Origin of the sequence: Dermacoccus sp. Ellin185, from assembly GCF_000152185.1 — a bacterium.
Taxonomy (GTDB): domain Bacteria; phylum Actinomycetota; class Actinomycetes; order Actinomycetales; family Dermatophilaceae; genus Dermacoccus; species Dermacoccus nishinomiyaensis.
The window spans coordinates 1-23962 of the sequence record NZ_AEIQ01000099.1; the positions used below are offsets into that span (position 1 = coordinate 1).

Sequence of the window (23962 nt, forward strand, 5' to 3'; positions counted from 1 at the left end):
CCGCGACGGCGATCGCCGCCGGCGGCCTCGCGCTCGCCCTGACGGTGGGGCCGCTGACGTCGACCGACATCCCCGAGGTAAACGCTCGACCTCAGGGTGAGGCCATTTCGACCCTCCGTTCCGCCGGATTCGACACGCGCGTCACGCTGGCTGATTCCGACTCTGTCCCGGCCGGCCGCGTCATCTCGACCTCACCCGAGCAGGGCTCGAGCCATCGTCGCGGCACCGACGTCACCCTCGTCGTGAGCAACGGACCGAAGATGGTCGACGTCCCCGCCGTGGCCGGCCTGCAGCGCGACAAGGCTGAAGCCAAACTCAAGAGTGAGGGTTTTGGCCACGTGACGCACACCGAACGGCACGACGTCCGTGAGGCGGGAACGGTACTGTCGGTCTCTCCCGGGGCGGGCGCTCACATCCGTCACGACACCACCGTCACCCTCGTCGTCAGCTCGGGGCCGGAGGAGTTCCACCTGCCCGACGTGGCGAAGCAGACGCAGGAGAACGCGACGACGACGCTGCAGGAGCGCGGCCTGACGGTCACGACGCGCGAGGAGTTCTCCCCCGACGTCCCTTCCGGCTCGGTCATCGGCACCGACCCGACGAGTGGAACCCAGGTGAAGACGGGTGACACGATCACGCTGCGCGTCTCGAAGGGCGTCGAGATGGCCGACGTGCCCGACGTCACCGGAATGAAGGCCGCCGAGGCCCGTTCTCGCCTCGAGGACGCGGGCTTCCACGTCGACGGGGCGTCCTGGCTCGACGAGCTGCTCAGCTCCACCGTCAGCTCGCAGACGCCGTCGGGCGGCTCGCGCACCCCCAAGGGGAGCAGCGTCACCCTGAGCTTCTGACGGCGCACCGTCGGAACATACGACGATGCCCGCCCACCATGAGGCGTGCGGGCATCGTCGTCAGTTCGACACGGACGTCACTGCGCGCGAGCGCTCAGCATCTCCGCGACGAGGTAGGCCAGTTCGAGGCTCTGCTGGTGGTTGAGACGCGGGTCGCAGGCCGACTCGTACCGGCTCTCCAGATCCTCGTCACGCACCTCGACGCTGCCGCCGAGGCACTCGGTCACGTCGTTGCCCGTCAGCTCGACGTGCAGGCCACCCGGGACGGTGCCCGCCGCCTCGTGAACCTCGAAGAAGCCGCGCACCTCGTCGACGATGTCGTCGAGACGACGCGTCTTGAAACCGCTCGCGGATTCGAACGTGTTGCCGTGCATCGGGTCGGTGATCCACACCGGCGCCGCGCCCTCGGCCTTGAGTCGCTCGACGATGGGCGGCAGCGCCTCACGGATCGTGCCCGCGCCCATGCGCGTGATGAACGTCAGACGGCCGGGCTCACGCTCGGGGTCGATCTTGTCGATGATGCGCAGCAGGTCGTCCGGGTCGGCCTTCGGCCCGACCTTCATGCCCACCGGGTTCGACACGCGGGAGACGAAGTCGATGTGCGCACCGTCGATCTCGCGCGTGCGCTCACCGACCCACAGCATGTGCCCGGACGTCGCGTACGGGCGGCCCGAACGCGAGTCGACGCGCGTCAGCGGACGCTCGTAGTCGAGCAGCAGCGCCTCGTGGCTCGAGAAGAAGTCGACGGCGCGCAGGGCGTCGAAGTCGACCCCGCAGGCGGCCATGAACCGCATCGCGCGGTCGATGTCCTTCGCCGTCTTCTCGTAGCGCGCGTTGGCGGCGTTGGCGATGAAGCCCTTGTTCCAGTCGTGGACGTTGCGTAGGTCGGCGAAACCGCCCTGGGTGAACGCGCGCACGAGGTTGAGCGTCGCCGCACTCGTGTTGTAGGCCTGCAGCAGTCGCTCGGGGTCGGGGCGACGCGCCTCGGGCGTGAACGCGAAGTCGTTGACCATGTCACCGCGGTAGGCCGGCAGGGTGACGTCGCCGCGCGTCTCGGTGTCCTTCGAGCGCGGCTTGGCGAACTGCCCGGCGATGCGGCCGAGCTTCACGACGGGCGTGCTCGCGCCGTACGTCAGCACCGCAGCCATCTGCAGGATCGTCTTGACGCGGTCACGGATGTTGTCGGCCGTCGCCGAGGCGAACATCTCGGCGCAGTCACCGCCCTGCAGGACGAACGCCTCACCGCGCGACGCTGCAGCGAGGCGGGTGCGCAGATCGTCGCACTCGCCCGCGAAGACGAGCGGCGGATAGGTGGCCAACGTCTCGCGCACGCGCTCCAACGAACCGTCATCCGGCCACGACGGCTGCTGCTTGGCAGGCAACTGCGGCCACTCGAGACCCACGGGACGCGTGGGCACGGACGGGGTGTTCTGCGTTTCGGGCGTGGTACTCACCCGAGCGAGCCTAGGCGTCGAAGCACGATGGCGCACATCGGCCCTGACTGTGAGACATCACGGGCGACGTGCGAGCCGGACTCGCGGGCGGCGATGCCAGGTCGACGCCCCGGCCCGAGAGCCCGGGGCGACGCCCGGTACAGCGTCGGCGATCGTCAGCCGGCGTCGCGAGCGCCGTGCGCGTCGCCGTCGGTGCCGTCGGTCGTGATGGATTCGACGCGCTCGACAGATTCGACACGCTCGACGGACACGGACGTCTCGCCGTCATCGATCGTGACGGCGTCATGAGCGGCGTCGTGGACCGCGATGTCCTCGACGTCGGCCGTGACGTCGGCTGCCTCGCCGGCGGGCGCGTCGTTGTTCTTGATGTCCTTGCCGTCCTTGTCCGAGCCCTTGCGCGGCAGGCGGGCGGCAGCGTCTTCGAGGGCCGCGGTGGCGCTGCCCTGGATCTCCTTGGCCACCTGCACGGCGCCCTCACCGAGGGAGCGGGCACGCTCGCCGACCGACTTCTTGCGCGACGCGGCGTACTCATCAACGTACTCCTGGCCGGACAGCAGCATCAGTTCATACATGATCTCGTCGGTGATGGAGCGCAGCACGAAACGGTCGGAGCCCATGCCGTCGAAGCGCGAGAAGTCGAGCGGCGCGCCGAAGCGCACGTGCGGCTGCGCGTAACGGCCGAACTTCTCGCCGGGAGGTGCCACGGTGTCGGTGTCCATGACGGCGACCGGGATGACGGGCACGCCACTCTCGAGCGCGAGACGCGCGATACCGGTCTTGCCCTTGTAGAGACGGCCGTCGGGCGAGCGCGTGCCCTCGGGGAAGATGCCGAACAGCTCACCGGCGGCGAGGATCCGCTTGCCGGTCGCGAGCGCACCGGCCGCGGCGGAACCGCTCGTGCGATCGATCGGCACCTGACCCGTGCCGGAGAAGAAGCCCTTCTGCAGACGCCCCTTGACGCCGGGCGTCGTGAAGTACTCCGACTTCGCGACGAACGTGACGCGGCGTTCGACGACGAGGGGGACGAACAGCCAGTCCGAATAGGAGAGGTGGTTGATCGCCAGGATCGCCGGGCCGGCGTCGGGAATGTGCTCGAGGCCCTCGACCGTCGGGCGGAAGACCGTTCGAAGCGCAGGCCCGACGAGAACCCTCTTGAGAAGCCAGTAGAGCACGGGAAGTCTTCCTCTCGGGGTGCAGGACGGCTTCACTCTACTGGGTCACACCGGCCTGCACATGCCGCCACGGCGACGCAGCGTGCCAGGATGAGCACATGCGAACCCGGCCCCGCACCCGCCCACCGACGTCCGCGCCCGGGCGGGCCACCTCGCGCATCGGCGAGGCGCTGCGATGAGCACCGAGCCCCGCGACCGCGACTGGGACGCCGAGTTCGCCCAGATCACCCGGCATCTCGACCTCGACGCAGCGTCGGAATCCGCGACGCGCCGCGGCGCCCACCGGGATCTCTTCGAGCCCACATCCGACGAGACCACGCCCATGACGCCCGCCTCGCCGGCCCCGGCCGACGACGGTCCTGTACCCGGCTTCCGGCCGCAGTGGCGCATGCCGGACGAGCAGCCATGGGTGATGACGCCGCCGCCTCACGGGCAGGCTGAGAGCGCTGCAGGTCAACACGACCACGACGATCTCGATGACCTGGACGAGGAACCCTTCGTCCCGCCTGAGCCCGCACCGTTCGAGACCGGTGACCCGGCGAGCGTCATCATGCTCGCCTGCTTCGTCCTCGGGCCGGTGTGGCTGCTGTACCTCACCCTGTTCGATCGTGAGGCGGCCACGCTGTGGTGGCTCGTCGCGGCGGGGCTGCTCGTCGGCGGCTTCGCCCTCGCCGTCGCGAGGCAGCCGAAGAACCGCGACGAGCACGACGATGACGACGACGGCGCCCGCGTCTGAGCCTCTGCGACTGCCGGCCCGAGCGGCCTCGTCCGATCCCCCGGGCCCTCCCAGCGGACGTCAGTCGGTCGTCAGTGCGACGTCACCGTGACGTCGACGACGAGCGGGCGGTGATCGGTCGCGACCGTCATGTCGTGCTCCACGGCGCTCATGTCGACCGTCTCCAGCGTCAGCGACGGCGAGGCGTAGACAAAGTCGATGCGCTTGTGCGGTTCGGCGGCGTTGAACGTGTTGATGCGCGGCCCTGCGTCGACGAGCCCGTGTGCCTTGAACTCCCGCCCCGCGGGCCCGTTCTCGAGCTCGTTGAAGTCGCCGGCGATCGCCCACGGCACGTCGCCCGGCAGGTTCGGGTCGGCGATGAGCTCACGCGCGTGCCCGGCGCGCATCGAGCTGTAGAGCGACAGATGCGTGCTGATCGCGAGCCACTTCGCCTCGCCGGGCAGGCACACCTCGGCCCATGCGTAACCGCGCGGCTCTTGCGGACGCGGCACGGTGTAGAGGCCGTGGCCGCTCGCGGCGACGTCGAGGCGCGGCGCCGTCACGATCGCGGTGCTCATGCGGTGACGGTTGCCTCCGCCCCACACGAGCCCGACGGATTCGGCGAACTCGGCGATGCGATGGTCGGAGAACGGATGGCGCGGCATCTCCTGCAGGCACAGCACGTCGGGCGCGGCGTGCCGGATGACGCGCAGCAGGGCCGCACGGTCGTCCTTGAGGCCGCGCACGTTGTACGACATGAGACGGGTGGTCATGCGATGTCCTCCTCGACGGCGCTGCGCGCCAGGTCGGCCGCGCCGATGAGCCCGGCCTCGTTGCCGAGCTGCGCCTGCACGATTCGTGCCTCCGGGCGGTACCCGCGCCCCGGCAGCTGCTTGCGGAAGGCCTCGCGCGCCGGCGTCAACAGCATCTCGCCGGCTGCCGACACGCCGCCGCCGATGACGAACGCGCCCGGGTCGAACGCACTCGCGAGGTTCGCGAGGCCGGTGCCGAGCCACGAACCGATCTCGGCGAGCAGTTCGGCCGCCGTCGCGTCCCCTGCAGCCGCGGCCTGGGTGATCATGGGCCCGGTCAGCTTCGTCAGGTCGCCGCCGATCTCGGCCTCGATGTCGTGCGCCATCGGCGACTGCGCCGCGAGCAGCGAGCGCGCCTCGCGCACGAGCGCGTTACCGCTGGCGTACTGCTCCCAGCAGCCGCGGTTGCCGCACTCACAACGGATGCCGCCGGGCACGACCTGCATGTGCCCGAACTCACCCGCGATGCCGTACCGGCCGCGCTGCATCACCCCGTCGACGAGGATCGCGCCGCCGATGCCGGTGCCGAGGTTGACCATGATGACGTGGCTCTCCCCCGCCACCGCGCCGAAACGCCACTCCGCCCAGCACGCGGTATTGGCGTCGTTGTCGACGAAGACGGGGAACGCGCAACGGGCGCGCAGGTTCTCGCGCAACGGCTCGTTGCGCCACGACAGATGCGGCGCGAAGACGACGGTCGAGCGGTCGGCGCCGACGAATCCCGCCGCGCCGATGCCGATGGCGCTGACCTCGCCGAGGTCGTCGCGTTCGGCGGCATCCTGCAGTTCATCGACGACGCTGACGAGTAGGTCCTCGACGACGGCGGCCTTCGTCGAGCGGTGCGGCGTGTCGCGGCGAGCGCGCGCGATGACGGTGCCGCGCTCGTCGACGAGGCCGCCCGCGACCTTCGTGCCGCCGATGTCGATTCCGATGGCGAGACTCATGCACGCCCCCTCTCTGCGAGCGCTGCGGCGCCGATGACGCCGGCGTCGTTGCCCAGTTGTGCGACGACGAAACGCGGCGACGGACGGTGCCCGCCGCCCGTCAGCTCGTCGGCGAAGTGGATGCGAGCCGATTCGAGGACGAGGTCGCCCGCCTCCGCGAGCCCCCCGCCGATGACGAAAACGGCCGGGTCGAGCACGGCCGCGAGTGACGCGCAGCCCTCGCCGACCCAACGGCCGATCTTGCTCAGCAGCGCCAGGGCTGCCGCGTCGCCCTCTTGTGCCGCTGCCGTGACGTGCGCGCCGCGCAACGCCTCCGGATCGCCCGCGCAGGCTTCGCGAAGCCGCGCGGCCTCGGTCGCGCCCGAAGCAACGAGATCGCGCGCCTCACGCACGAGCGCGGACCCGGAGGCGTACACCTCGAAACAACCGCGATTGCCGCAACCGCACAGGTGACCGCCCGGCACGACACGCATGTGCCCGATCTCGGCGGCGATGCCGTGGCTGCCGCGCATGAGTTCGCCGTCGAGGACGATGCCGCCGCCGACACCGGTGCCCAGCGTCACCATGACCATGTCGTCGACGTCCGCGCCGCCACCGTGGAGGAACTCGCCGTAGGCGGCCGCGTTCGCGTCGTTCTCGATGACGACGGCGTGCCCCGTCGCTTCTTCGAGGCGTGCGCGCAGCGGCTCGTGCCGCCAGGCGATGTTGGGGGCGAACAGGACGTTCGCGCCCTGCTTGTCGATGTATCCGGCGCACGCGACCCCCACCTTGGGCGCCTCGACGCCCTCGGCACGCGCCACGGCGCCCAGCTCGTCGATGAGTTCGACGGTGGCGGCCACGATGGCGTCGGGCTCCTGCGCGGGCGTGTCGCGGCGCGCGCGGCGCACGATGGTGCCGCCGGAGTCGACGAGGCCCCCGGCGATCTTCGTTCCACCGATGTCGATGCCGATGCTGAGTGTCACGCTCGTTCCTCACTGCTCGCGGACGGCGACGGCGCATGGGCCGTCACGATCATCCTGACGGGGCGGGGCGCCGAGCCCAAATCGGGTGGCGCCCCGGTGGCGGGGCCGTACATGCGGCGCCTCAGGCGGTGGCGTTCGCCCCACCGTGATCGAGATCCGGCGCCTCGGCGTGCGCCTTCAACGCATCGAGGGCCGCGGTGATGATCTGCGTCTCGACCTTCCGGCGCAACGCCGTGTGCAGCGGAAAGCCGGGCCGTGCGTGCAGGGCATACGCGACGTCGGTGGCGTCGCCGTCAGCACGCAGGTCGTAGTGGCCTTGCATCGCCTCGATGTGCTGCGCCTCGACGAGTTGCCACGCCACCCGTGCGCGGTCGGCGCGACGAGCCACCGTGTACGCGAGCGTCACGACGTCCTTGAACGGGCCGGAGGCGAACGTCAGCTGTGCCTGGTCGACGTCGCCGGAGGGCGTTCGACTCAGCACGACGGCTCGCGCGACGTCCTTCGACCACTGCGGGTAGGCCGGCAGGTCGAGCACCACGTCGAGCACCCGAGCGCAGCTCGCCTCGATCCGGATGCGGCCCTCGCTGAGGGCGTCGCTGTTCGTCGTCATGACACCGAGGGTATGCGCCGAGCGGCGGCAGGGTCGTAAGGTACGCATGACGACGGGCCTCACCGACCGCCGCCACCGACCCAGTACCGACCCAGCGAGGATCCGCAATGCGTGAAGTGAGCACGAAGCTGCTCGTGCCGTTCGACGAGGAGCTCGCGCTTCCGCACATCGTGGTGCGCAACGCGTCCGAGGATCCGCGAGGCATCGGTTACGCCCGGCGTGAGGGCGCGACGTGGGCCGGGGTGACACACGAGGAATTCCTCGCGCAGGTCGAGACGCTCGCCAAGGGGTTCATGGCGGCGGGCGTCGAAGCGGGTGACCGCGTCGCGCTCATGAGCACGACCCGCTACGAGTGGACGCTCACCGACCTCGCGCTGCTGACGTGCGGCGCTGTCGTCGTGCCGATCTACGAGACGTCCTCGAGCGACCAGGTCGCCTGGATCCTCGCCGATTCCGAGGCCGTCGCCGTCGTCGTCGAGAACCAGGAGATGGCGCTCACCGTCTCGCAGGTACGCGAGCGCTGCCCCCATCTGCGCGACGTCTGGCAGATCGACGCCGGCCACCTCGACGAACTGCTCGAGGGTGCCCCGGAGGTCAGTGACGCGCAGATGCGTGCGCGCCGCGACGCCGTCGACGCCGACCACGTCGCAACGATCATCTACACCTCGGGCACGACCGGCCTGCCGAAGGGATGCGTGCTGACGCACGGCAACTTCGTGTCGTTGTCGCAGAACTGCCTCGCGCTGATGGACGACCTCGTCAACGGCGGTGAGGAGAACAACGGCACCCTGCTGTTCCTGCCGCTCGCCCACGTCTTCGCCCGCCTCATCCAGTTCGTCGCGATCGCCTCACGCACACGCCTCGCCCACACGACGATCGGGACGCTCGTCGACGACCTCGGCACGTACGCGCCGTCGTACCTGCTCGGCGTGCCGCGCGTGTTCGAGAAGGTCTACAACTCCGCCGAGCAGCGCGCGCAGGGCGACGGCCGCGGCAAGATCTTCGCCGCCGCCGCCGACACCGCGATCGCCTACAGCGAGGCGACGAACGCCGGACGCCGCGCGCCGCTCACCCTGCGCGTCAAGCACACCTTGTTCGATCGACTGGTCTACGCGAAGCTGCGCTCGGCGTTCGGCGGTCATCTGCGCTACTCCATCTCCGGGGGCGCTCCCCTGTCGGCCCGGTTGGCGCACTTCTACAACGGCATCGGCCTGCCCGTTCTCGAGGGATACGGACTCACCGAGACGACGGCTCCCGCCTGCGTCAACCCGCCGAAGGCGCTGCGCATCGGCACCGTCGGCCCCGCCTGCCCCGGCGTCGGCCTGCGGATCGACGACGACGGCGAGATCCTCGTCAAGGGCATCAACGTCTTCCGCGAGTACTTGCACAACCCCGAGGCCACCGACGAGGCGAAGATCGACGGCTGGTTCCGCACCGGCGACCTCGGTGAACTGGACGCCGACGGCTACCTGTCGATCACGGGGCGCAAGAAGGACATCCTCGTGACGGCGGGCGGCAAGAACGTCAGCCCCGCCAAGCTGGAGGATTCCCTGCGCTCGCACCCCCTCATCGCAGAAGCCGTCGTCGTGGGCGACGCCAAACCGTTCATCGCGGCGCTGCTGTGCCTCGACGAGGAGATGCTGCCCGGCTGGGCGAGCGCGCACGGCATCACCGACCTGGACCCCGCAGACGCAGCACAGGATCAGCGGGTACTCGACGAACTGCAGAAGGCCGTCGACCAGGCCAACACCCTCGTCTCCCGCGCCGAGTCGATCCGCGCCTTCCGGGTGCTGACCACGCCTCTGACTCAGGAATCCGGGCACCTGACGCCGTCGCTCAAGGTCAAGCGCAACGTCGTGCTCGACGACTACGCCGACGTCATCGACTCGATCTACTCCTCTCCCCGCACCTGAGACAGCTCACGCCGCCTCGTCGCCGTCGTCACCCCTCACCGGAGCCGACCTGACAGCCAGGTGGTGAAGCTCTCTCGACCCGCGACGAGTGGCGCCGCGCCTGCGGTCGCGTCACGCGGTCGGGCGCGCACTAGGGCGACGACCCGTGCGGTGCCTGCACCATCGGCGAGATACGTGACGTAGGCGTGCGCCCATTCGTATCCGAGCTCGGTGCCCACCTGCTCCTGCGGGGGCGGTGAATCCCCGATCTTCTTCTGCGGCGCCGCTTGGGCGAGCGTCGGCCAGCGGCTGCGTTCAGGCACCGACACGAGAGGTGCGGCCGTCCACTCGGCGGCTCCCTCCTTCAGCCACCACTGCGTCGCGTCCGCGCCGAACTGCCCGAGCCACAGATGCGTCAGCTCGTGCGCGAGAACGACCCGGCGGCCGCCCTCCGTCAGCGACGAGGCGACAGAGGGCGCGAGGAACACACCCTGCCTCGTGGTGACGCCCGCGGTGTCGGCGTCCAACCCGTCGGCACTCGCCGCGAACTCCGCGTCGTCCCGGCAGAGCGTCACCCGCAGATCACCTTCGAGACCCGCCGGCCGCGTGGTGCCCCACACCTCAGCGATCCGGTGCGCGGCCGCCTCGACGCGCGCGCGCCACTGCGCCGAGGCATCGTCCCCGGCCCCTGATGGCGAGGACGCGCCTTCGTCGAGCGCGTTCGGCAACCGCAGCACCACGCGCCCGAGGACGGTGTCGATCGTGAGGCTGGAGACCCCGCCATCGGTTCCGCCACTTGCCTCGGCTGACGACGACGTGCCCCCGGGTCGGCGCTCGCACCCTGCGAGCCCCAGGATCGCCCCCGCGGGCGCGATGACGCCTCCCAGGACGAAGTGGCGTCTCGACAGCATGGCGCAAGCGTAGGAGGTTCTCACACGGCGGCGCGCAGACCGGCGAACGGAGCGCTCTCCAGCAGCGCTGACGCCGCGTCCTCATCACCGACGAGACCGGCGCTGCAGAGCATGTCGAGAACACGGTGGTCCTCCTCCTCCCAGACGGGGCCGCTGGTGACGGCGGGCATGTCCAGGAACGTCTTCATGACGCACGTGTCGCACGCACGACCTCGTGCCGGGCACGAATCACAGGTGATGAGCATGACGCCTCCTCGAAGCGCTGATCGGTCGATTCCCCAACGGGTCTCGATGTGTTTCGCACGCTAGGTTCGAGCACCGACAACCCCGCCGTCCCGGGCGATTCGGGGGTCATCGACACGTTCGTCGCGGTCGAAGATCGCCCGCGTCCGACCTCCGCGACCGCCCGTCGCGGCGCGCCTCGTCCCCGCCGCGCCGCCTGCCCGTCCCCACCCCCTTGAAAGGCACCGGCCACCGCCTCATCCGGGGGTTGTCACCACCGCCGTCTAGCGTTCGCGACATGGTGACGAACACGCAGACGAATCCGACCGCGGTGCAGGGCTGCCTCGACGATCTCGGCACCCCGTTGCACGACGTCACCTTCGTCATCGTCGACCTCGAGACCGCCGGGGGTCGCCCGGGCGCGCAGGGCATCACGGAGATCGGCGCCGTCAAGGTCCGTGGCGGCGAGGTGCTCGGCGAGTTCGCCACCCTCGTCGACCCCGGCTGCGCGATCCCACCGCAGATCCAGCGGCTCACCGGCATCACGACGGCGATGGTGCACAACGCGCCGAAGCTGGCATCGGTGCTGCCCGCATTCTTCGAGTTCCTCGGGCCCGACGCCGTCCTCGTCGCCCACAACGCACCCTTCGACGTCGGCTTCCTCACGGCGGCCGCACGGGATCTCGAGGTCCCGTGGCCCGCTCCTGCGGTCGTCGACACGGTCAAGCTCGCCCGCGCCCTCGTGCCGCGCGACGAGGTCCGCAATCACCGCCTCGGCACGCTCGCGGCCCACTTCGGCGCAAGTGTCAACCCGAATCACCGCGCCCTCGCTGACGCCCAGGCCACCGTCGACGTCCTGCACGCCCTGCTCTCGCGAGCCGGCAGTCTCGGCGTCACCTCGCGTGAGGAACTGCTCTCCTTCAGCGCGAAGGTGCCGGCGGCGCGGCGCCGCAAGGCCACCCTGGCCGACGGCCTGCCCGCCGAGCCCGGCGTCTACGTCTTCGAGAACGAGGACGGAAAGCCGCTGTACGTCGGCACGTCCGGCAACCTCCGCACCCGCGTGCGTTCGTACTTCACCGCGTCGGAGAAGCGTCGCGAGATGGGGCTCATGGTCGATCTCGCCGCCCGCGTGACGCCCATCCCCTGCGCGACGTCGCTCGAGGCACACGTGCGTGAGATCCGGCTCATCGCCGAGCATCGGCCACGGTTCAACCGACGCTCGAGCCGGCCGGAGAAGATCGCATGGCTCAAGATCACCGACGAGAAGTTCCCGCGCCTGTCCGTCGTGCGCGAGCAGCGAGCCGACGAGGCGACGTACCTCGGCCCGTTCCGCACGATGGTCGCCGCGCGGCTCGCCCGCGATGCGGTGCACGACGTCCGCCGCATTCGCCAGTGCACCACGCCCATCCGCGCCAAGGGCGGCACGGCGTGCGTCCTGGCGGAGATGGATCGGTGCGATGCGCCCTGTATCGGAGGCATCACCCAGCGCGATTACCTCGACCTCGTGTCGAGGTTGAGGCAGGAACTGCTCAACGAGCCCGGGTCCATCGTCAATGACGTCGAGGCGCGCCTGGCCCGCCTCGCGGGGCAGGAACGCTTCGAGGAGGCCCGCGCTGGGCGCGACGCCCTCATCGAGCTCCTGCGTGGGCTCGACCGTCACCAGCGCCGGGCACCCATCGTCAACAATCCGCATCTCATGGCGGCACGGCCACGTCGGGGCGGCGGCTGGGAGTTCGCCGTCATCCGACACGGTCGGCTCGCGGCGAGCGGTGCCTCACGACCCGGTCAGGATCCACGGCTGACGATCGAGGCCTTGCGGGCGACGGCCGAGGCCGTCGCGACCCCGCCTGCACACCGTTCCGCAGCGCTTGAGGAGGAGACGGAGGTGCTCCTGCGCTGGATCGCGCGCGCAGGCACCCGCATCGTCGAGACGGACGCGCCGTGGGTCAGCCCGCGGGATGCCGCGACACGCTACCTCGACGATCTCGATCCCGTCGTCCGCCGCGCGCACGAAGCGGCAGCCGTCGAATCCGGCGTGCTCGCGCATCCCGGACAGGGGCGGGCGACGACCCGTCAGTCGTCGAGCCCCAGATCGAACCCCGCGTCGAGATCGCGTTGGGAGTAGGTGCGAAAGGCCAGGTGCGTGTCGGTCTCGAGCACGCCGTCGACCTTGTTGATGCTTCCGGAGATCACCTCGGCGAGTTGCTCGTACGCCGTGACGCGCACCATCGCGATGAGGTCGACGCCTCCGGTCACCGAGTAGACCTCCGTCACCCCGGGCACGTCGGCGACGTGCTGGGCCACCTCGGGGATGCGTGCGACGTCCGCCTTGATGAGGACGATGGCGGTGATCATCGGGTCTCCTTCATGAGGGGCTCGGAATCGGCGTCTACGGCACTCGAACCGTGGATCCAGACGTCGAGGGTGCGTTGCGCGGCGCTGGAATCGACGGCCTCGGCAGCGCGCGTCATGCCCGCACGGATGCCGGACGCGAGGTCGTCCGCGCCACCGAAGAGGCTGCCGCGCTCGTACTGGGCGACGAGTGCGAGAGCCGCGCCGGCGTTGAGCAGGACGGCGTCGCGCACGGGCCCGCGCTTCCCGGCGAGGACGTCACGGACGACCTGAGCGTTGAACGACGCGTCTCCGCCGCGCAGCGCCTCGATCGGGGCTGGCGACAGCCCGACCTGCTCGGGCGAGATGCTCTCTTCGATGACCTCGCCGTCGTGCACCCACCACAGGCTCGACGTCGTCGCCAGGGTGAGCTCGTCGAGGCCGTCGTCACCCCGGAAGACCGCCGCATCGGCGCCGCGTTGCGCGAAGACGCCAGCCATGACCGGTGCCATCCTACGGTTCGCGCAACCCACAGCAGCGATGGCTGGGCGCGCCGGATTGGTCAGGGGGCCGAGGAAGTTGAACGCGGTCGGGACGGCGAGCTCCCGCCGCGTCGCGGCGGCGTGCCGCATGGCGGGGTGGAAGCTCTGGGCGAACAGGAACGTCATCGGGGCATGCGTCACGTCTTGCTGCAGCTCGTCGACGTCCGCGCTCAGGTCGACCCCGAGCGCTTCGAGAACGTCAGCCGTCCCGGTCGAGCTCGAGCTGGCTCGGTTGCCGTGCTTGGCCACCTTGACCCCGGCACCGGCGCACACGAGCGCGGCCATCGTCGAGATGTTGACGGTGTGTGCCATGTCGCCGCCCGTGCCGACGATGTCGAGGGCCGGCACGTCGAGCCTGAACGGCCGGGCGTGCTCGACCATGACGTCGGCGAGCCCCCGCAGCTCCTCCACCGTCTCGCCCTTGCTGTGCAGTGCGACGAGGAACGCCGCGAGCGGAACGGGGGCGACCTCCCCGTTCATCACGGCCGTCATCGCGGCGTGGGTCTGCTCTGGCGTCAGGTCCTCCCCACGCATGAGCTGGGCCACGAGGCTCGGCCACTTCATGACGGATCTCCTTGCACGTCGTTCGTCGTACCACCACCCTAAGCGGCGCCGTGACCGTGCGACAGGCGCGTCCACCGACGTCCCGCGTCACCGTGCTAGGCGCTGACGTGCGGGGTTGCAACCGCGTCAACACACACAGGAAGAACACCCTTCAACACCCAGCGAGCACACAGAGCAGATAACGAATATGTGTCCAATTGGGGGGCCGCTGTCATGATCGCTGCCAGGGCAGGACATAATGTCCGGGTGGCGACCGCAACTACAGCTCAGACGAGCGAACACGGCATCCCCGCCGGGCACGCACCGGCGACCCGACCCAACCTGACTGCCGTAGGCACGATGGTGTGGCTCGGGAGCGAACTCATGTTCTTTGCCGGATTGTTCGCGATGTATTTCACGATCCGCTCCGTGGCAGGCGACCTGTGGCACGAACGCACGTCGCACCTGAACGTGACGCTGGCGGCCATCAACACGACGATCCTCGTGATCTCGTCCGTGTGGTGCCAGCTCGGCGTGTTCAAGGCGGAGCACGGCATCCCCCACCGCACGGGCAAGCTGCTCGAGGTCGGCAAGTGGGGAATGCGTGAGTGGTACTCCCTCACCTACCTGTTCGGCGCGATCTTCGTCTCCGGCCAGATCATGGAGTACGCCACGCTGCACGAGGAGGGCATCTCCCTCGACAGCGACGCCTACGGCTCGATGTTCTACATCACGACCGGCTTCCATGGCATCCACGTGACCTGTGGCCTTCTCGCGTTCCTGCTCATCATCGGACGCACGTTCACCTCGCGCACCTACAGCCACCACCAGGCCACGGGCGCGATCGTGACGTCCTACTACTGGCACTTCGTGGACGTCGTGTGGATCGCGTTGTTCGCTGCCATCTACCTCCTCAAGTGATGCGCGACACCACTAGCAGAACCCGAACCCTGACTCCCCCGACCGCCGACAGGATGTCCTTGTGAGCACTCTCGCCGCCCGCCGCCGACACCCGGCCTCCCTGTTCGTCGTCCTGCTGCTGGCCCTGGTCGTCACCGGTGGCCTGTACGCAGCCTTCGCGCCGAAGAGCGCCAAGGCCGAGACGACGTCCGCCAGTGACGTCAACGCTGGCAAGCAGCTGTTCCTCGCGAACTGCTCGACCTGCCACGGCACGAACGCCACCGGCACGTCCGCCGGCCCCTCCCTCGTGGGCGTCGGCGCTGCCGCCGTCGACTTCCAGGTGGGCACCGGCCGCATGCCGCTCGCCGCGCCAAACACGCAGGCGCAGCGCAACACGAAGCAGTTCAGCGACAAGGAGATCGCCCAGATGGCCGCCTACGTGGCCTCGCTCGGCACCGGTCCCAACGTCCCCGAGAAGCAGTACACGACCCCGGGTGGCAACTCGGCCAAGGGTGGCGAACTGTTCCGCGTCAACTGCGCCATGTGCCACAACTTCGCCGGCTCGGGTGGCGCGCTGACGCGAGGCAAGTACGCGCCGCCGCTGACGTCCGTCTCGGGCAAGCACATCTACGAGGCCATGCAGACGGGCCCGCAGTCCATGCCGGTGTTCAACGACACGAACCTGTCGCCGCAGGACAAGAAGGACATCATCACCTACCTCAAGGACATCGAGAAGCAGCCTGCGCAGGGTGGTCACACCCTGGGCAACCTCGGCCCGGTCTCCGAGGGTCTGTTCGTGTGGACGTTCGGCATCGGCCTGTGCATAGCGGTGGCTGTCTGGCTCGGACGTAAGGCAGCGTGATGAAATTCCCCCGCTTCGGCTCTGACTCGTCAGACAGGAAACGCAACGAAATGAATGAAACCGGCGCGCATGCGCTCCCCGGTGACGGCCACCCGGACAACGCTCCGGTGAGCCCGAACGACGGGCACGTCGAGCGTTCGGGCGCACTACCCGAGCACTTCTCCGACCCGGGCCTGCCCCCGCACGTCCACCGTCTCGGTGACGAGGATCCGGCTGCGGCCAAGCGCTCCGAGCGCCAGGTCGCCATGCTGTTCCTGCTCTCGATGATCGCGACGATCGCGTTCGTCGTCTGCTACTTCGCGGTCGGCCGCGAGTCGATCATCTCGGTTCCTTTCATCGGCCCGATGAAGGCGCTGCACTTCGCTCTCGGCCTCACGATGGCGATCTCCATGCTGGGCATCGGCCTGGGTGCCATCCACTGGGCTAAGACGATCATGCCCGACGAAGAGGTCGTCGAGGAGCGGCACGAGCTCAAGTCCGACGACGAGGCCTGGGAAGCCGCCGCCAAGATCATGACGGGTGGCGCGGAGGCCGCGCAGCTGAAGCGTCGCCCGCTGCTCAAGTGGACGCTCGGTGGCGCTCTCGGTCTGTTCGCCGTCCCGGTGGCTCTTCCGCTGCTCGGTGGTCTCGGCCCCATGCCGAAGAACGACCTCGCGACGACGCTCTGGGACGAGAAGATCAACGGCCGCGGCCGCCGCCTCATGCGCGACCCCGAGGGCACCGCGATCCGCGCCTCGGACGTCACGCTGGGTTCGGTCTTCCACGTCCTGCCGGAGGGCATCAACACGACGGAGCACCCCCTCAACGAGAAGGCGAAGGCCTCCGTGCTGCTCGTGCGGCTCGACGAGGAGAAGATCAAGTCGGAGCGTCAGCGCAAGTGGGGTGTTGACGGCATCGTCGCCTACTCCAAGATCTGCACACACGTCGGCTGCCCCGTCGGCCTGTACGAACAGCAGACGCACCACCTGCTGTGCCCGTGCCACCAGTCCACGTTCGACATGACGGATGACTGCAAGGTCATCTTCGGCCCCGCCAAGCGTCCGCTGCCGCAGCTGAAGATCTCGGTCGACGACGAGGGCTACCTCGTTGCTGACCAGGGCTTCAAGCGCCCGGTCGGCCCGAGCTTCTGGGAAGACAACGGGAAGGAACTCAAGTCATGAGCACCGCTGCCTCTTCCGCGAGCGCAACGCACCCCACAACACAGCGTCAGGACCCGCAGGGCGGCCTGGCTGGCATGTCCAACTGGTTGGACGAGCGCACGGGCGGCGCCAAGGGCGTTCGCTTCCTCATGAAGAAGGTGTTCCCCGACCACTGGAGCTTCATGCTCGGTGAGGTCGCGCTGTACTCCTTCGTCATCCTCATGATCACCGGTACGTTCCTCACGTTCTGGTTCGTGCCGTCGCAGGGCGAGACGATCTACAACGGTCAGTACGTCCCGATGCAGGGCATCCAGATGTCGGAGGCCTACGCCTCCGCGATCGACATCTCGTTCGACATCCGTGGTGGGTTGCTGATCCGTCAGCTCCACCACTGGGCGGCGCTGCTGTTCATCGTGTCGATCATGATGCACATGTTCCGCGTGTTCTTCACGGGCGCGTTCCGCAAGCCCCGCGAGATCAACTGGGTCATCGGCACCCTGCTGTTCATGCTCGCGATCATCGAGGGCTTCATGGGCTACTCGCTCCCGGACGATCTGCTCTCGGGTACGGGTATCCGCGCCATGGAGGGCTTCATCCTTTCGGTCCCGATCGTCGGCACGTACATCTCGTACGCGCTGTTCGGTGGCGGCTTCCCCGGCGAGATGATCATCCCCCGCTTCTTCACGCTCCACATCCTCATCATCCCGGCGATTCTCGTCGCGTTGCTCGCCGCACACCTCATCCTGCTCGTCGTGCACAAGCACACCCAGTACCCCGGCCCGGGCCGCTCCGACAAGAACGTGGTCGGCTTCCCCCTCATGCCGGTGTACATGGCGAAGGCCGGTGGCTTCTTCTTCGTCGTGTTCGGTATCACGGCGCTGATCTCGGGTCTCATCACGATCAACCCGATCTGGATGTACGGACCGTACGAGCCGACGCAGGTGACGGCCGGTTCGCAGCCTGACTGGTACATGGGCTTCGCCGACGGTGCTCTCCGTCTGCTGCCCGGCGTGTTCGAGTTCCAGCTGTTCGGCCACACGTGGAGCATGAACATCTTCCCGGGTTCGATCGCCTTGCTGCCGTTGTTCTTCGGCGCCATCGCGGTCTACCCCTTCATCGAGGCCTGGGTCACGGGCGACAAGCGTGAGCACCATGTGCTCGACCGTCCGCGCAACGCTCCGACGCGCACGGCGATCGGCGTGGCGTTCGCGACGTTCTATGCGGTCCTCATGTTCGCGGCCGGCAACGACCTGATGGCGATCAAGCTGCACATGTCGATCAACGACATCACGTACTTCTTCCGCGTCATGGTCTTCCTCGGCCCGATCCTCGCCTACCTCGTGACGAAGCGCATCTGCCTCAGCCTGCAGCGTCGCGACCGCGACCTGGTGCTGCACGGGCGCGAGTCCGGACGCGTCATCCGCACGCCGGAGGGTCGATTCTTCGAGGCGCACGAGCCGCTCGACGAGTACACGCGTTGGCAGCTCGTGAGCTACGAGGCCGGTACTCCGAGCCAGATCGAGCTCGATGGTCTTTCGGGCAAGGAGCGGAGGAAGGCGAAGCGTCGCAACCGCTGGACCAACTTCTACTACAAGGACAGCATCGCCCCCGTCACTCCGGCCGAGCTCGAGGCAGCTCACCACCACGGTGACGACCACGCTCTCGAGGGCGCTCACTGAGTCGCCCGCGAGGATAACGCCGAAGGCCCCCGACATCACTGATGTCGGGGGCCTTCGGCGTATCTCGGCCGGGAGGCGTCAGGACGACGCTCCATGGCCACCTCAGGTGGGCCGGCCAGGGAGGAAGGGCAGCTTCCCGGGTGCAGGCGTCTGCGGGTGCCAGGTCGCCACGCGCTTCGGGTGGCGGAGTTCCGCGAGGCTGCCGGCCTCGCCCGGGATGGTGCTCTGGACGCACCGCATCGCCTCGATCCCCCTCGCCCGCGTTTGTCTCGCATTCGTCACCGGTCGTGAGGGTGTCGCCCACGCATCAGCTCATGCGTCCACGTGGTCCGGAGGGATTCTCCCCCGTCTCATCGTGCCGTACAGCGGTGCCTCGCTCGGCGGCCGGAGCCGTTCGCTCATCGCGCCCGGAGCCGCCTCGTGCTCACGTCAGGGCAACGTCGACATCGTGGCCGGAGCCGCCTCCTACTCGCGTCAGAACAATGTCGCCATCGTGCCCGGGGCCGTTTCGTCGTCGCCTCCCGGCCCCGGTCGTCGCTCAACGGCTGGTGGTCGTGGGGAGACGGCCGACGCCATACCAGCCTGCCCTGCCCCCGCCTGCGAGCGGGCACCCCTACAAGCGGGCATGAGGGCGCCGCCTCGGGAGGCAAGGAGCGCGCACCACGCTGTGAGAGGCGGCGGGCGCCCAGCAGCGTCTCTGCATGGTCCTTCGCCTGAGCTGATGGCGGCGCGCCCAGCAAGTCGCCCGTCGGTGCCCTGCGATGACGGCGGCGATTGGCCCTGGCCTGCTGTGCCGGCAGCGTAGCCGCGGCGCAGATGAGTCCCTGATTGTGGTGAAACACCGGTCGTCGCGCCCCCGGCCTCTTGGACGTGGGCGCAGCCACCGCGTGATCCTTCGAGTCAACCTCCTACAGAATCCTCGAACGGAGTCATCACGATAACCGCACCTCACATTGTCGACCCTGCCAGCGTGCTGGGCGAAGCCTTGTCCGAAGCAACCCGGACATGGTGCGCCACCTACTGCAAACCATGCTCAGCGCTCTGCTGTCCGCCGACGCGGACGCCGTGACCGGCGCCGAGTGGGGCCAACCCAGCCCGACACGCACGACCCACCGCAACGGCTACCGCGACCGCGACCTCGACACCCGCCTCAGCGCCCTCGACATCGCTGTATTGAAGCCGCGCTCAGGCGCCTACTTCCCCCGACTGGCTCATGGAACGATGCAAACGAGCCGAGTCCGCACTCAACACCGTCGTCGCTGACTGCTACCTTGCCGGCGTGTCCACGCCGCCGCATGGCCCCCCGCTACGCGCGATGCGGGGATCGCAGCGGGTGGTGCCCCCAAGCTGGTGAAAACCCTCGGCGCCAACGCACTGTCGAAGTCCTAGGTCAGCCGTATGGCCGCCGACCTCGACCAGCTCGTCGACGACTTCCGCAACCGCCCCCTGGGCGATGCAGGCCCGTTCACGTTCGTCACCGCCGACGCCCTCACGATGAAAGTGCTGAAGGACGCCGCGTCATCAACACCGTCGTCATGCTCGCCACCGGCGTCAACAATGACGGCCTCGTGAAATGCTCGGCCTGCGCGTGGCCACGAGCGAAACCGGGTCAGCGAGGAGCGAGTTCTTCGCCGACCTCGTCGCCCGCGGCCTGAGCAGTGTCTTGCTCGTCACCAGCGACGCCCACCCCGGTCTGCGCAAAGCGCTCAGCGCGAACCTGCCGGGCGCGAACTGGCAACCATGCTGCACTCACGACGTCGCGAACTCGTCGGGATCTTCTCCAGCCGCGACGCGATCGTGCACCTCGTCGGCGCCGTCCCGGCCGAACAAACCGATGAACGGGACGAAGGACGCCGCTACCTCGGCCTCGACGTCCTCGCCCGCTCACGCGCGGCCGTCCTCACCGACCCGCCCACCGAGCCAGGACACGAACCCATGCCCGCACTCACCGCCTGAACCCACCCCGCGAAGGAACACACCGTTACACCACTGCCAGAGACTTGAACGCCGGCGCGCCCAGGGGCGACGCGCACGAGCGCGAGCGAGACGCCGCGATCGCCGCACTCGCGCAAGATCCGCTGCGTGAGTTTGATTGTGCTTCGCAGTTGTGGACGCGATTCGCAGATGGGCACGTCATTGGCAAAGGGGGGACGGCAATCGCAATGTGGACGAAAATCGCAGGTACGCACGGGCCGGCTGGGGGGCGCCCGGGCGGCTTTGCCAGCCCCGCCACTGTCATCACCGCACCCTCGCGTGACGTCGCACAGCTGAACCAGCGAGCCCACCCCACCCAGACATGCAGATCGCCCCGCCCTTCCAGAGGAAGGGCGGGGCGATCTTTGGTGCGAGTGATCAGATGGCGTGCTCGCCACTGAAATATTCGAACGTCCATAGCACGACCGCAACGCAGACGAGCGGAGCGGCGATGAACACGATCCACCAGCCGACAGCCATCCCGAACGCGAGCAGCGAAATCGCAGCGGCGAGCCACAGCGGCGTCCACGAGTGGGGCGAGAAGAAGCCCTGCTCGCCGGACACGTCGCTGATCTCGCCCTCGGGGCGGTCGCTCGGGCCCGCACCCAGCTTGCGGTCGGTGACCGCGAAGTAACCGGCGATCATGAGGCCGAAGCCGGTGCTGAGCGCGAGGCCGACGACACCCACCGGCTCGTCCCAGTGGCTGAAGTGGCCGTAGATGAAGATCAGCGGCAGGTAGAAGAGGCCGAGCACGAGGAAGAGCTTGTATGACGTCTTCATGCGGTGTGAGCCTTTCCGCCCAGCTGGTCAACCGTGTCCTGCGCCGGCAGGACCGAGAAGACTCCGACCTCCGGGTGGTGCAGGTCGAACGCGGGGCGCTCGGAACGGATGCGCGGGATGCTGTTGAAGTTGTGACGCGGGGGCGGGCAGGACGTCGCCCACTCGAGCGAGGCCCCGAAGCCCCACGGGTCGTCCTCCGTGACGAGCGGCGCCTTTTTCCACGTGATGTACACGTTGTAGAGGAACGGCAGCATCGAGGCACCCAGCAGGAACGAACCAACGGTCGAGACCTGGTTCAAGAACTGGAAGCCGTCCTCTGGGAGGTAGTCCGCGTAACGACGGGGCATGCCCTCGACACCCAGCACGTGCTGGACGAGGAACGTCAGGTGGAAGCCGACGAACAGCAGCCAGAACTGGATCTTGCCGATCGTCTCGTTCAGCATGCGGCCGGTGAACTTGGGCCACCAGAAGTAGTACCCCGCGAACATCGCGAACACGACGGTGCCGAAGATCACGTAGTGGAAGTGCGCCACGACGAAGTAAGAGTCGGACAGGTGCAGGTCGAGCGCCGGGCTGGCGAGGATGACACCCGTCAGACCACCGAAGAGGAAGGTCGCGAGGAAGCCGAGCGCCCACAACATCGGAGTCTCGAAGGTGAGCGAGCCACCCCACATGGTGCCGATCCAGTTGAAGAACTTCACGCCGGTCGGGACGGCGATGAGCATTGTCATGACGGCGAAGAAGGGCAGGAGCACCTGGCCGGTCGCGTACATGTGGTGAGCCCACACCGAGACCGACAGCGCGCCGATGGCGATCGTCGCGAAGACCAGCGTCTTGTAACCGAAGATCGGCTTGCGCGAGAAGACCGGCAGGACCTCGGAGATGATGCCGAAGAACGGCAGCGCGATGATGTACACCTCGGGGTGCCCGAAGAACCAGAACATGTGCTGCCAGAGCATGGCTCCGGCCGTCTCCGAGTCGAACACGTGCGCATTCATCGTGCGGTCGAGGCCGAGGCCGAACAGAGCGGCGGCGAGGACCGGGAAGACGAGCAGCACGAGGATCGAGGTGATGAGCACTGTCCACACGAAGATCGACATGCGGAACATCGTCATGCCGGGAGCGCGCATGCAGACGATCGTCGTGACGAAGTTGACCGCACCCATGATCGAAGCGAAACCGGTCAGCGCGAGGCCGTAGACCCACAGGTTGCCGCCGAGACCGGGGCTGTAGGTGGTGCTCGAAAGCGGCGCGTACGCGAACCAACCGAACGAGGCCGCACCCTGCGGCGTCAGGAAGCCGGCCACGGCGATGAGGCTGCCGAAGAGGTAGAGCCAGTAGGCGAGCATGTTGAGTCGCGGGAAGGCGACGTCGGGTGCGCCGATCTGCAGCGGCATGAGCGCGTTCGCGAAGCCCGAGAACAGCGGCGTCGCGAACATCAGGAGCATCACCGTGCCGTGCATGGTGAACAGCTGGTTGAACTGCTCCGGGTTGTCGACGACCTGCAGGCCGGGCGACCACAGCTCGGCACGGATGACCAGAGCCATCGCACCACCGAGCAGGAAGAAGATGAACGACGTGATGAAGTACAGGTTGCCGATGACCTTGTGGTCGGTCGTCGTCAACCACTTGACGATGGTTCGGCCCGCGTTGAAGTCCTCAGGACGCCGTGCCTCGGGGCGCTGCTGAAGGCCTGCGGCGGGAGTCGTAGCCGTAGCCATTACTTACCCTCCTTGACGATGTCCGGCGCGCCGACACCCTCGGGCAGGTACTGCTGGTCCTGCGGGGCGACGCTGGAACGGTTGAGGGAGTTCGACAGGAAGCCGGACTTGCCCTGCTTGCGCAGGTCGTCCATGTGCTTGTCGTACTCCGCCTGCGAGACGACCTTCACGTTGAAGAGCATCTGAGAGTGGTACGCACCGCACAGCTCGGCGCACTTGCCCTTGAAGGTGCCCTCTTGCGTCGTGTCGACGGCGAACTTGTTCACCTTGCTCGGGATCATGTCGAGCTTCTGCAGGAACTGCGGCACCCAGAACGTGTGGATGACGTCGCGCGTCGTCAGCACGAACTCGACGCGCTTGTTCACGGGCAGGTACAGCGTCGGCAGTCCGGCCTCGGCGCCCGGCTTGCCGGCCTTCATGTCACCCATGACGCCGGTGTCGTAGGTCTTGGCGTCGACGTAGTTGAAGTCCCAACTCCACTGCTTGCCGACGACGTTGATCGTCACGTCGGGCTTCGGCTTGGTGTCGAGCAGCTTGTTCTCCAGCCCGACCGTCTTGCCGAACAGCACGGCGACCATGAAGATCGGCACGACCGTGTAGAGGATCTCCATCGGCACGTTGTACTGCATCTGCGCCGGGAAGCCCGTGTCGCTCTTGCGACGGCGGTAGCGCAGGATGCACCAGAGCATGAGGCCCCAGACGAGCACGCCGACGGCGAGCGCCCAGTACCAGGTGTCCACCCAGAAATCGATCACATGGTGGGAGTTCTCGGTGACGCCCTCGGGCAGCCAGCCGCGGCTGACCTCTCCGGAGCACGCGGTCAGCGGCAGTACCGCTCCACCGACACCGACAGCAGCAATTCGACGACGCCACGAGGGGCTCGTCTTCCGTAAGGGCCGACGCACAGCGTCCACCTTCCTCAGATCCATACCAGGCACATTCAAACCTT

Annotated in this window: 21 protein-coding genes and 1 pseudogene; 9 read left to right on the forward strand and 13 right to left on the reverse strand. The window is 68.3% G+C overall.

The annotated features are described in order from the left end of the window. On the forward strand, positions 1–848 hold an 848-nt coding region (locus tag HMPREF0321_RS11125; RefSeq protein ID WP_006946644.1), incomplete at its 5' end, for a PASTA domain-containing protein. A gap of 77 nt (positions 849–925) precedes the next feature. Here the strand turns inward: HMPREF0321_RS11125 and HMPREF0321_RS11130 are convergent. Both HMPREF0321_RS11130 and HMPREF0321_RS11135 read right to left on the reverse strand, forming a co-directional pair. Further along, entirely contained in the window at positions 926–2266 is a 1341-nt protein-coding gene (locus tag HMPREF0321_RS11130) for a class II 3-deoxy-7-phosphoheptulonate synthase (RefSeq protein WP_006946641.1), read from the reverse strand. 191 nt (positions 2267–2457) lie between these two features. After that, the gene (locus HMPREF0321_RS11135) at positions 2458–3474 is read right to left on the reverse strand and encodes a 1-acyl-sn-glycerol-3-phosphate acyltransferase (protein ID WP_006946530.1); all 1017 of its coding nucleotides are present in this window, start codon (positions 3472–3474) and stop codon (positions 2458–2460) included. A gap of 175 nt (positions 3475–3649) precedes the next feature. Here HMPREF0321_RS11135 and HMPREF0321_RS15000 point away from each other — a divergent pair, with 175 nt between their 5' ends. After that, a complete protein-coding gene (locus HMPREF0321_RS15000) occupies positions 3650–4210 on the forward strand; it encodes a hypothetical protein (RefSeq protein WP_006946580.1) in 561 nt (186 codons plus the stop codon). Between the two features lie 71 nt (positions 4211–4281). On the opposite strand, the gene HMPREF0321_RS11145 is transcribed toward HMPREF0321_RS15000, so the two are convergent. The 4 genes from HMPREF0321_RS11145 to HMPREF0321_RS11160 form a co-directional block, all read right to left on the reverse strand. After that, a complete protein-coding gene (locus HMPREF0321_RS11145; RefSeq protein WP_006946560.1) occupies positions 4282–4962 on the reverse strand; it encodes an endonuclease/exonuclease/phosphatase family protein in 681 nt (226 codons plus the stop codon). Further along, positions 4959–5945: an ROK family glucokinase gene (locus HMPREF0321_RS11150; protein ID WP_006946529.1), complete on the reverse strand. Its 987-nt coding sequence runs from the start codon at positions 5943–5945 to the stop codon at positions 4959–4961. The genes HMPREF0321_RS11145 and HMPREF0321_RS11150 overlap by 4 nt, the downstream gene beginning before the upstream one ends. Further along, complete coding sequence (locus HMPREF0321_RS11155; protein ID WP_006946531.1) at positions 5942–6907, reverse strand: ROK family glucokinase; 966 nt, start codon at positions 6905–6907, stop codon at positions 5942–5944. Before HMPREF0321_RS11155 ends, HMPREF0321_RS11150 begins: the two co-directional genes overlap by 4 nt. A gap of 121 nt (positions 6908–7028) precedes the next feature. Then, positions 7029–7517, reverse strand: a complete 489-nt coding sequence (locus HMPREF0321_RS11160) for an SRPBCC family protein (protein WP_006946556.1) — start codon at positions 7515–7517, stop codon at positions 7029–7031. A 107-nt stretch (positions 7518–7624) separates the two neighbouring features. Here HMPREF0321_RS11160 and HMPREF0321_RS11165 point away from each other — a divergent pair, with 107 nt between their 5' ends. Next, complete coding sequence (locus HMPREF0321_RS11165; protein WP_006946538.1) at positions 7625–9430, forward strand: long-chain fatty acid--CoA ligase; 1806 nt, start codon at positions 7625–7627, stop codon at positions 9428–9430. Between the two features lie 35 nt (positions 9431–9465). Here the strand turns inward: HMPREF0321_RS11165 and HMPREF0321_RS11170 are convergent, their stop codons facing one another. Together HMPREF0321_RS11170 and HMPREF0321_RS11175 are read right to left on the reverse strand one after the other, a co-directional pair. Next, positions 9466–10320 (reverse strand): hypothetical protein, encoded by an 855-nt coding sequence (locus HMPREF0321_RS11170; protein ID WP_006946609.1) that lies wholly within the window; start codon positions 10318–10320, stop codon positions 9466–9468. A 20-nt stretch (positions 10321–10340) separates the two neighbouring features. Then, complete coding sequence (locus tag HMPREF0321_RS11175; protein ID WP_006946593.1) at positions 10341–10508, reverse strand: hypothetical protein; 168 nt, start codon at positions 10506–10508, stop codon at positions 10341–10343. 332 nt (positions 10509–10840) lie between these two features. Here HMPREF0321_RS11175 and HMPREF0321_RS11180 point away from each other — a divergent pair, with 332 nt between their 5' ends. After that, positions 10841–12667 carry a DEDD exonuclease domain-containing protein gene (locus HMPREF0321_RS11180; RefSeq protein WP_006946557.1) on the forward strand — a complete coding sequence of 609 codons (1827 nt, stop codon included), beginning with the start codon at positions 10841–10843 and terminating at the stop codon, positions 12665–12667. On the opposite strand, the gene HMPREF0321_RS11185 is transcribed toward HMPREF0321_RS11180, so the two are convergent. Both HMPREF0321_RS11185 and trpD read right to left on the reverse strand, forming a co-directional pair. Further along, positions 12616–12897: an Lrp/AsnC family transcriptional regulator gene (locus tag HMPREF0321_RS11185; RefSeq protein ID WP_038567799.1), complete on the reverse strand. Its 282-nt coding sequence runs from the start codon at positions 12895–12897 to the stop codon at positions 12616–12618. The genes HMPREF0321_RS11180 and HMPREF0321_RS11185 overlap by 52 nt on opposite strands. Further along, positions 12894–13979, reverse strand: a complete 1086-nt coding sequence (trpD, locus tag HMPREF0321_RS11190; protein ID WP_006946543.1) for an anthranilate phosphoribosyltransferase — start codon at positions 13977–13979, stop codon at positions 12894–12896. Before trpD ends, HMPREF0321_RS11185 begins: the two co-directional genes overlap by 4 nt. 246 nt (positions 13980–14225) lie before the next feature. On the opposite strand from trpD, the gene HMPREF0321_RS11195 reads away from it, so the two are divergent. From HMPREF0321_RS11195 to HMPREF0321_RS11215, 5 genes and pseudogenes are all read left to right on the forward strand, one after another. After that, complete coding sequence (locus HMPREF0321_RS11195; protein ID WP_006946553.1) at positions 14226–14879, forward strand: heme-copper oxidase subunit III; 654 nt, start codon at positions 14226–14228, stop codon at positions 14877–14879. A gap of 61 nt (positions 14880–14940) precedes the next feature. After that, positions 14941–15720 (forward strand): c-type cytochrome, encoded by a 780-nt coding sequence (locus HMPREF0321_RS11200; RefSeq protein ID WP_006946652.1) that lies wholly within the window; start codon positions 14941–14943, stop codon positions 15718–15720. Positions 15721–15770: 50 nt separating this feature from the next. Continuing rightward, positions 15771–16880 carry a ubiquinol-cytochrome c reductase iron-sulfur subunit gene (locus tag HMPREF0321_RS11205; protein WP_006946571.1) on the forward strand — a complete coding sequence of 370 codons (1110 nt, stop codon included), beginning with the start codon at positions 15771–15773 and terminating at the stop codon, positions 16878–16880. Further along, positions 16877–18538, forward strand: a complete 1662-nt coding sequence (locus HMPREF0321_RS11210) for a ubiquinol-cytochrome c reductase cytochrome b subunit (RefSeq protein WP_006946606.1) — start codon at positions 16877–16879, stop codon at positions 18536–18538. The genes HMPREF0321_RS11205 and HMPREF0321_RS11210 overlap by 4 nt, the downstream gene beginning before the upstream one ends. Positions 18539–19475: 937 nt before the next feature. Continuing rightward, positions 19476–20494 (forward strand): annotated as a pseudogene (locus HMPREF0321_RS11215) (transposase). Positions 20495–20890: 396 nt separating this feature from the next. Here the strand turns inward: HMPREF0321_RS11215 and HMPREF0321_RS11220 are convergent. From HMPREF0321_RS11220 to coxB, 3 genes are read right to left on the reverse strand one after another with little or no spacing between them, the layout of a single operon-like run. Beyond that, entirely contained in the window at positions 20891–21292 is a 402-nt protein-coding gene (locus HMPREF0321_RS11220; RefSeq protein WP_006946541.1) for a cytochrome c oxidase subunit 4, read from the reverse strand. Further along, positions 21289–23013 (reverse strand): cytochrome c oxidase subunit I, encoded by a 1725-nt coding sequence (gene ctaD / locus HMPREF0321_RS11225; protein WP_006946564.1) that lies wholly within the window; start codon positions 23011–23013, stop codon positions 21289–21291. The genes HMPREF0321_RS11220 and ctaD overlap by 4 nt, the downstream gene beginning before the upstream one ends. Continuing rightward, positions 23013–23942 carry a cytochrome c oxidase subunit II gene (coxB, locus tag HMPREF0321_RS11230; RefSeq protein WP_006946600.1) on the reverse strand — a complete coding sequence of 310 codons (930 nt, stop codon included), beginning with the start codon at positions 23940–23942 and terminating at the stop codon, positions 23013–23015. The genes ctaD and coxB overlap by 1 nt, the downstream gene beginning before the upstream one ends. Positions 23943–23962: the final 20 nt, after the last annotated feature.

Bases quoted from the DNA above. Each gene is read 5' to 3' on its own strand.
- HMPREF0321_RS15000 (WP_006946580.1), top strand. From the start codon at position 3,650: ATGAGCACCGAGCCCCGCGACCGCGACTGGGACGCCGAGTTCGCCCAG.
- HMPREF0321_RS11145 (WP_006946560.1), bottom strand. From the start codon at position 4,962: ATGACCACCCGTCTCATGTCGTACAACGTGCGCGGCCTCAAGGACGAC.
- HMPREF0321_RS11150 (WP_006946529.1), bottom strand. From the start codon at position 5,945: ATGAGTCTCGCCATCGGAATCGACATCGGCGGCACGAAGGTCGCGGGC.
- HMPREF0321_RS11160 (WP_006946556.1), bottom strand. From the start codon at position 7,517: ATGACGACGAACAGCGACGCCCTCAGCGAGGGCCGCATCCGGATCGAG.
- HMPREF0321_RS11165 (WP_006946538.1), top strand. From the start codon at position 7,625: ATGCGTGAAGTGAGCACGAAGCTGCTCGTGCCGTTCGACGAGGAGCTC.
- HMPREF0321_RS11170 (WP_006946609.1), bottom strand. From the start codon at position 10,320: ATGCTGTCGAGACGCCACTTCGTCCTGGGAGGCGTCATCGCGCCCGCG.
- HMPREF0321_RS11175 (WP_006946593.1), bottom strand. From the start codon at position 10,508: ATGAAGACGTTCCTGGACATGCCCGCCGTCACCAGCGGCCCCGTCTGG.
- HMPREF0321_RS11180 (WP_006946557.1), top strand. From the start codon at position 10,841: ATGGTGACGAACACGCAGACGAATCCGACCGCGGTGCAGGGCTGCCTC.
- HMPREF0321_RS11185 (WP_038567799.1), bottom strand. From the start codon at position 12,897: ATGATCACCGCCATCGTCCTCATCAAGGCGGACGTCGCACGCATCCCC.
- trpD (WP_006946543.1), bottom strand. From the start codon at position 13,979: ATGAAGTGGCCGAGCCTCGTGGCCCAGCTCATGCGTGGGGAGGACCTG.
- HMPREF0321_RS11205 (WP_006946571.1), top strand. From the start codon at position 15,771: ATGAATGAAACCGGCGCGCATGCGCTCCCCGGTGACGGCCACCCGGAC.
- HMPREF0321_RS11210 (WP_006946606.1), top strand. From the start codon at position 16,877: ATGAGCACCGCTGCCTCTTCCGCGAGCGCAACGCACCCCACAACACAG.
- HMPREF0321_RS11220 (WP_006946541.1), bottom strand. From the start codon at position 21,292: ATGAAGACGTCATACAAGCTCTTCCTCGTGCTCGGCCTCTTCTACCTG.
- ctaD (WP_006946564.1), bottom strand. From the start codon at position 23,013: ATGGCTACGGCTACGACTCCCGCCGCAGGCCTTCAGCAGCGCCCCGAG.
- coxB (WP_006946600.1), bottom strand. From the start codon at position 23,942: ATGGATCTGAGGAAGGTGGACGCTGTGCGTCGGCCCTTACGGAAGACG.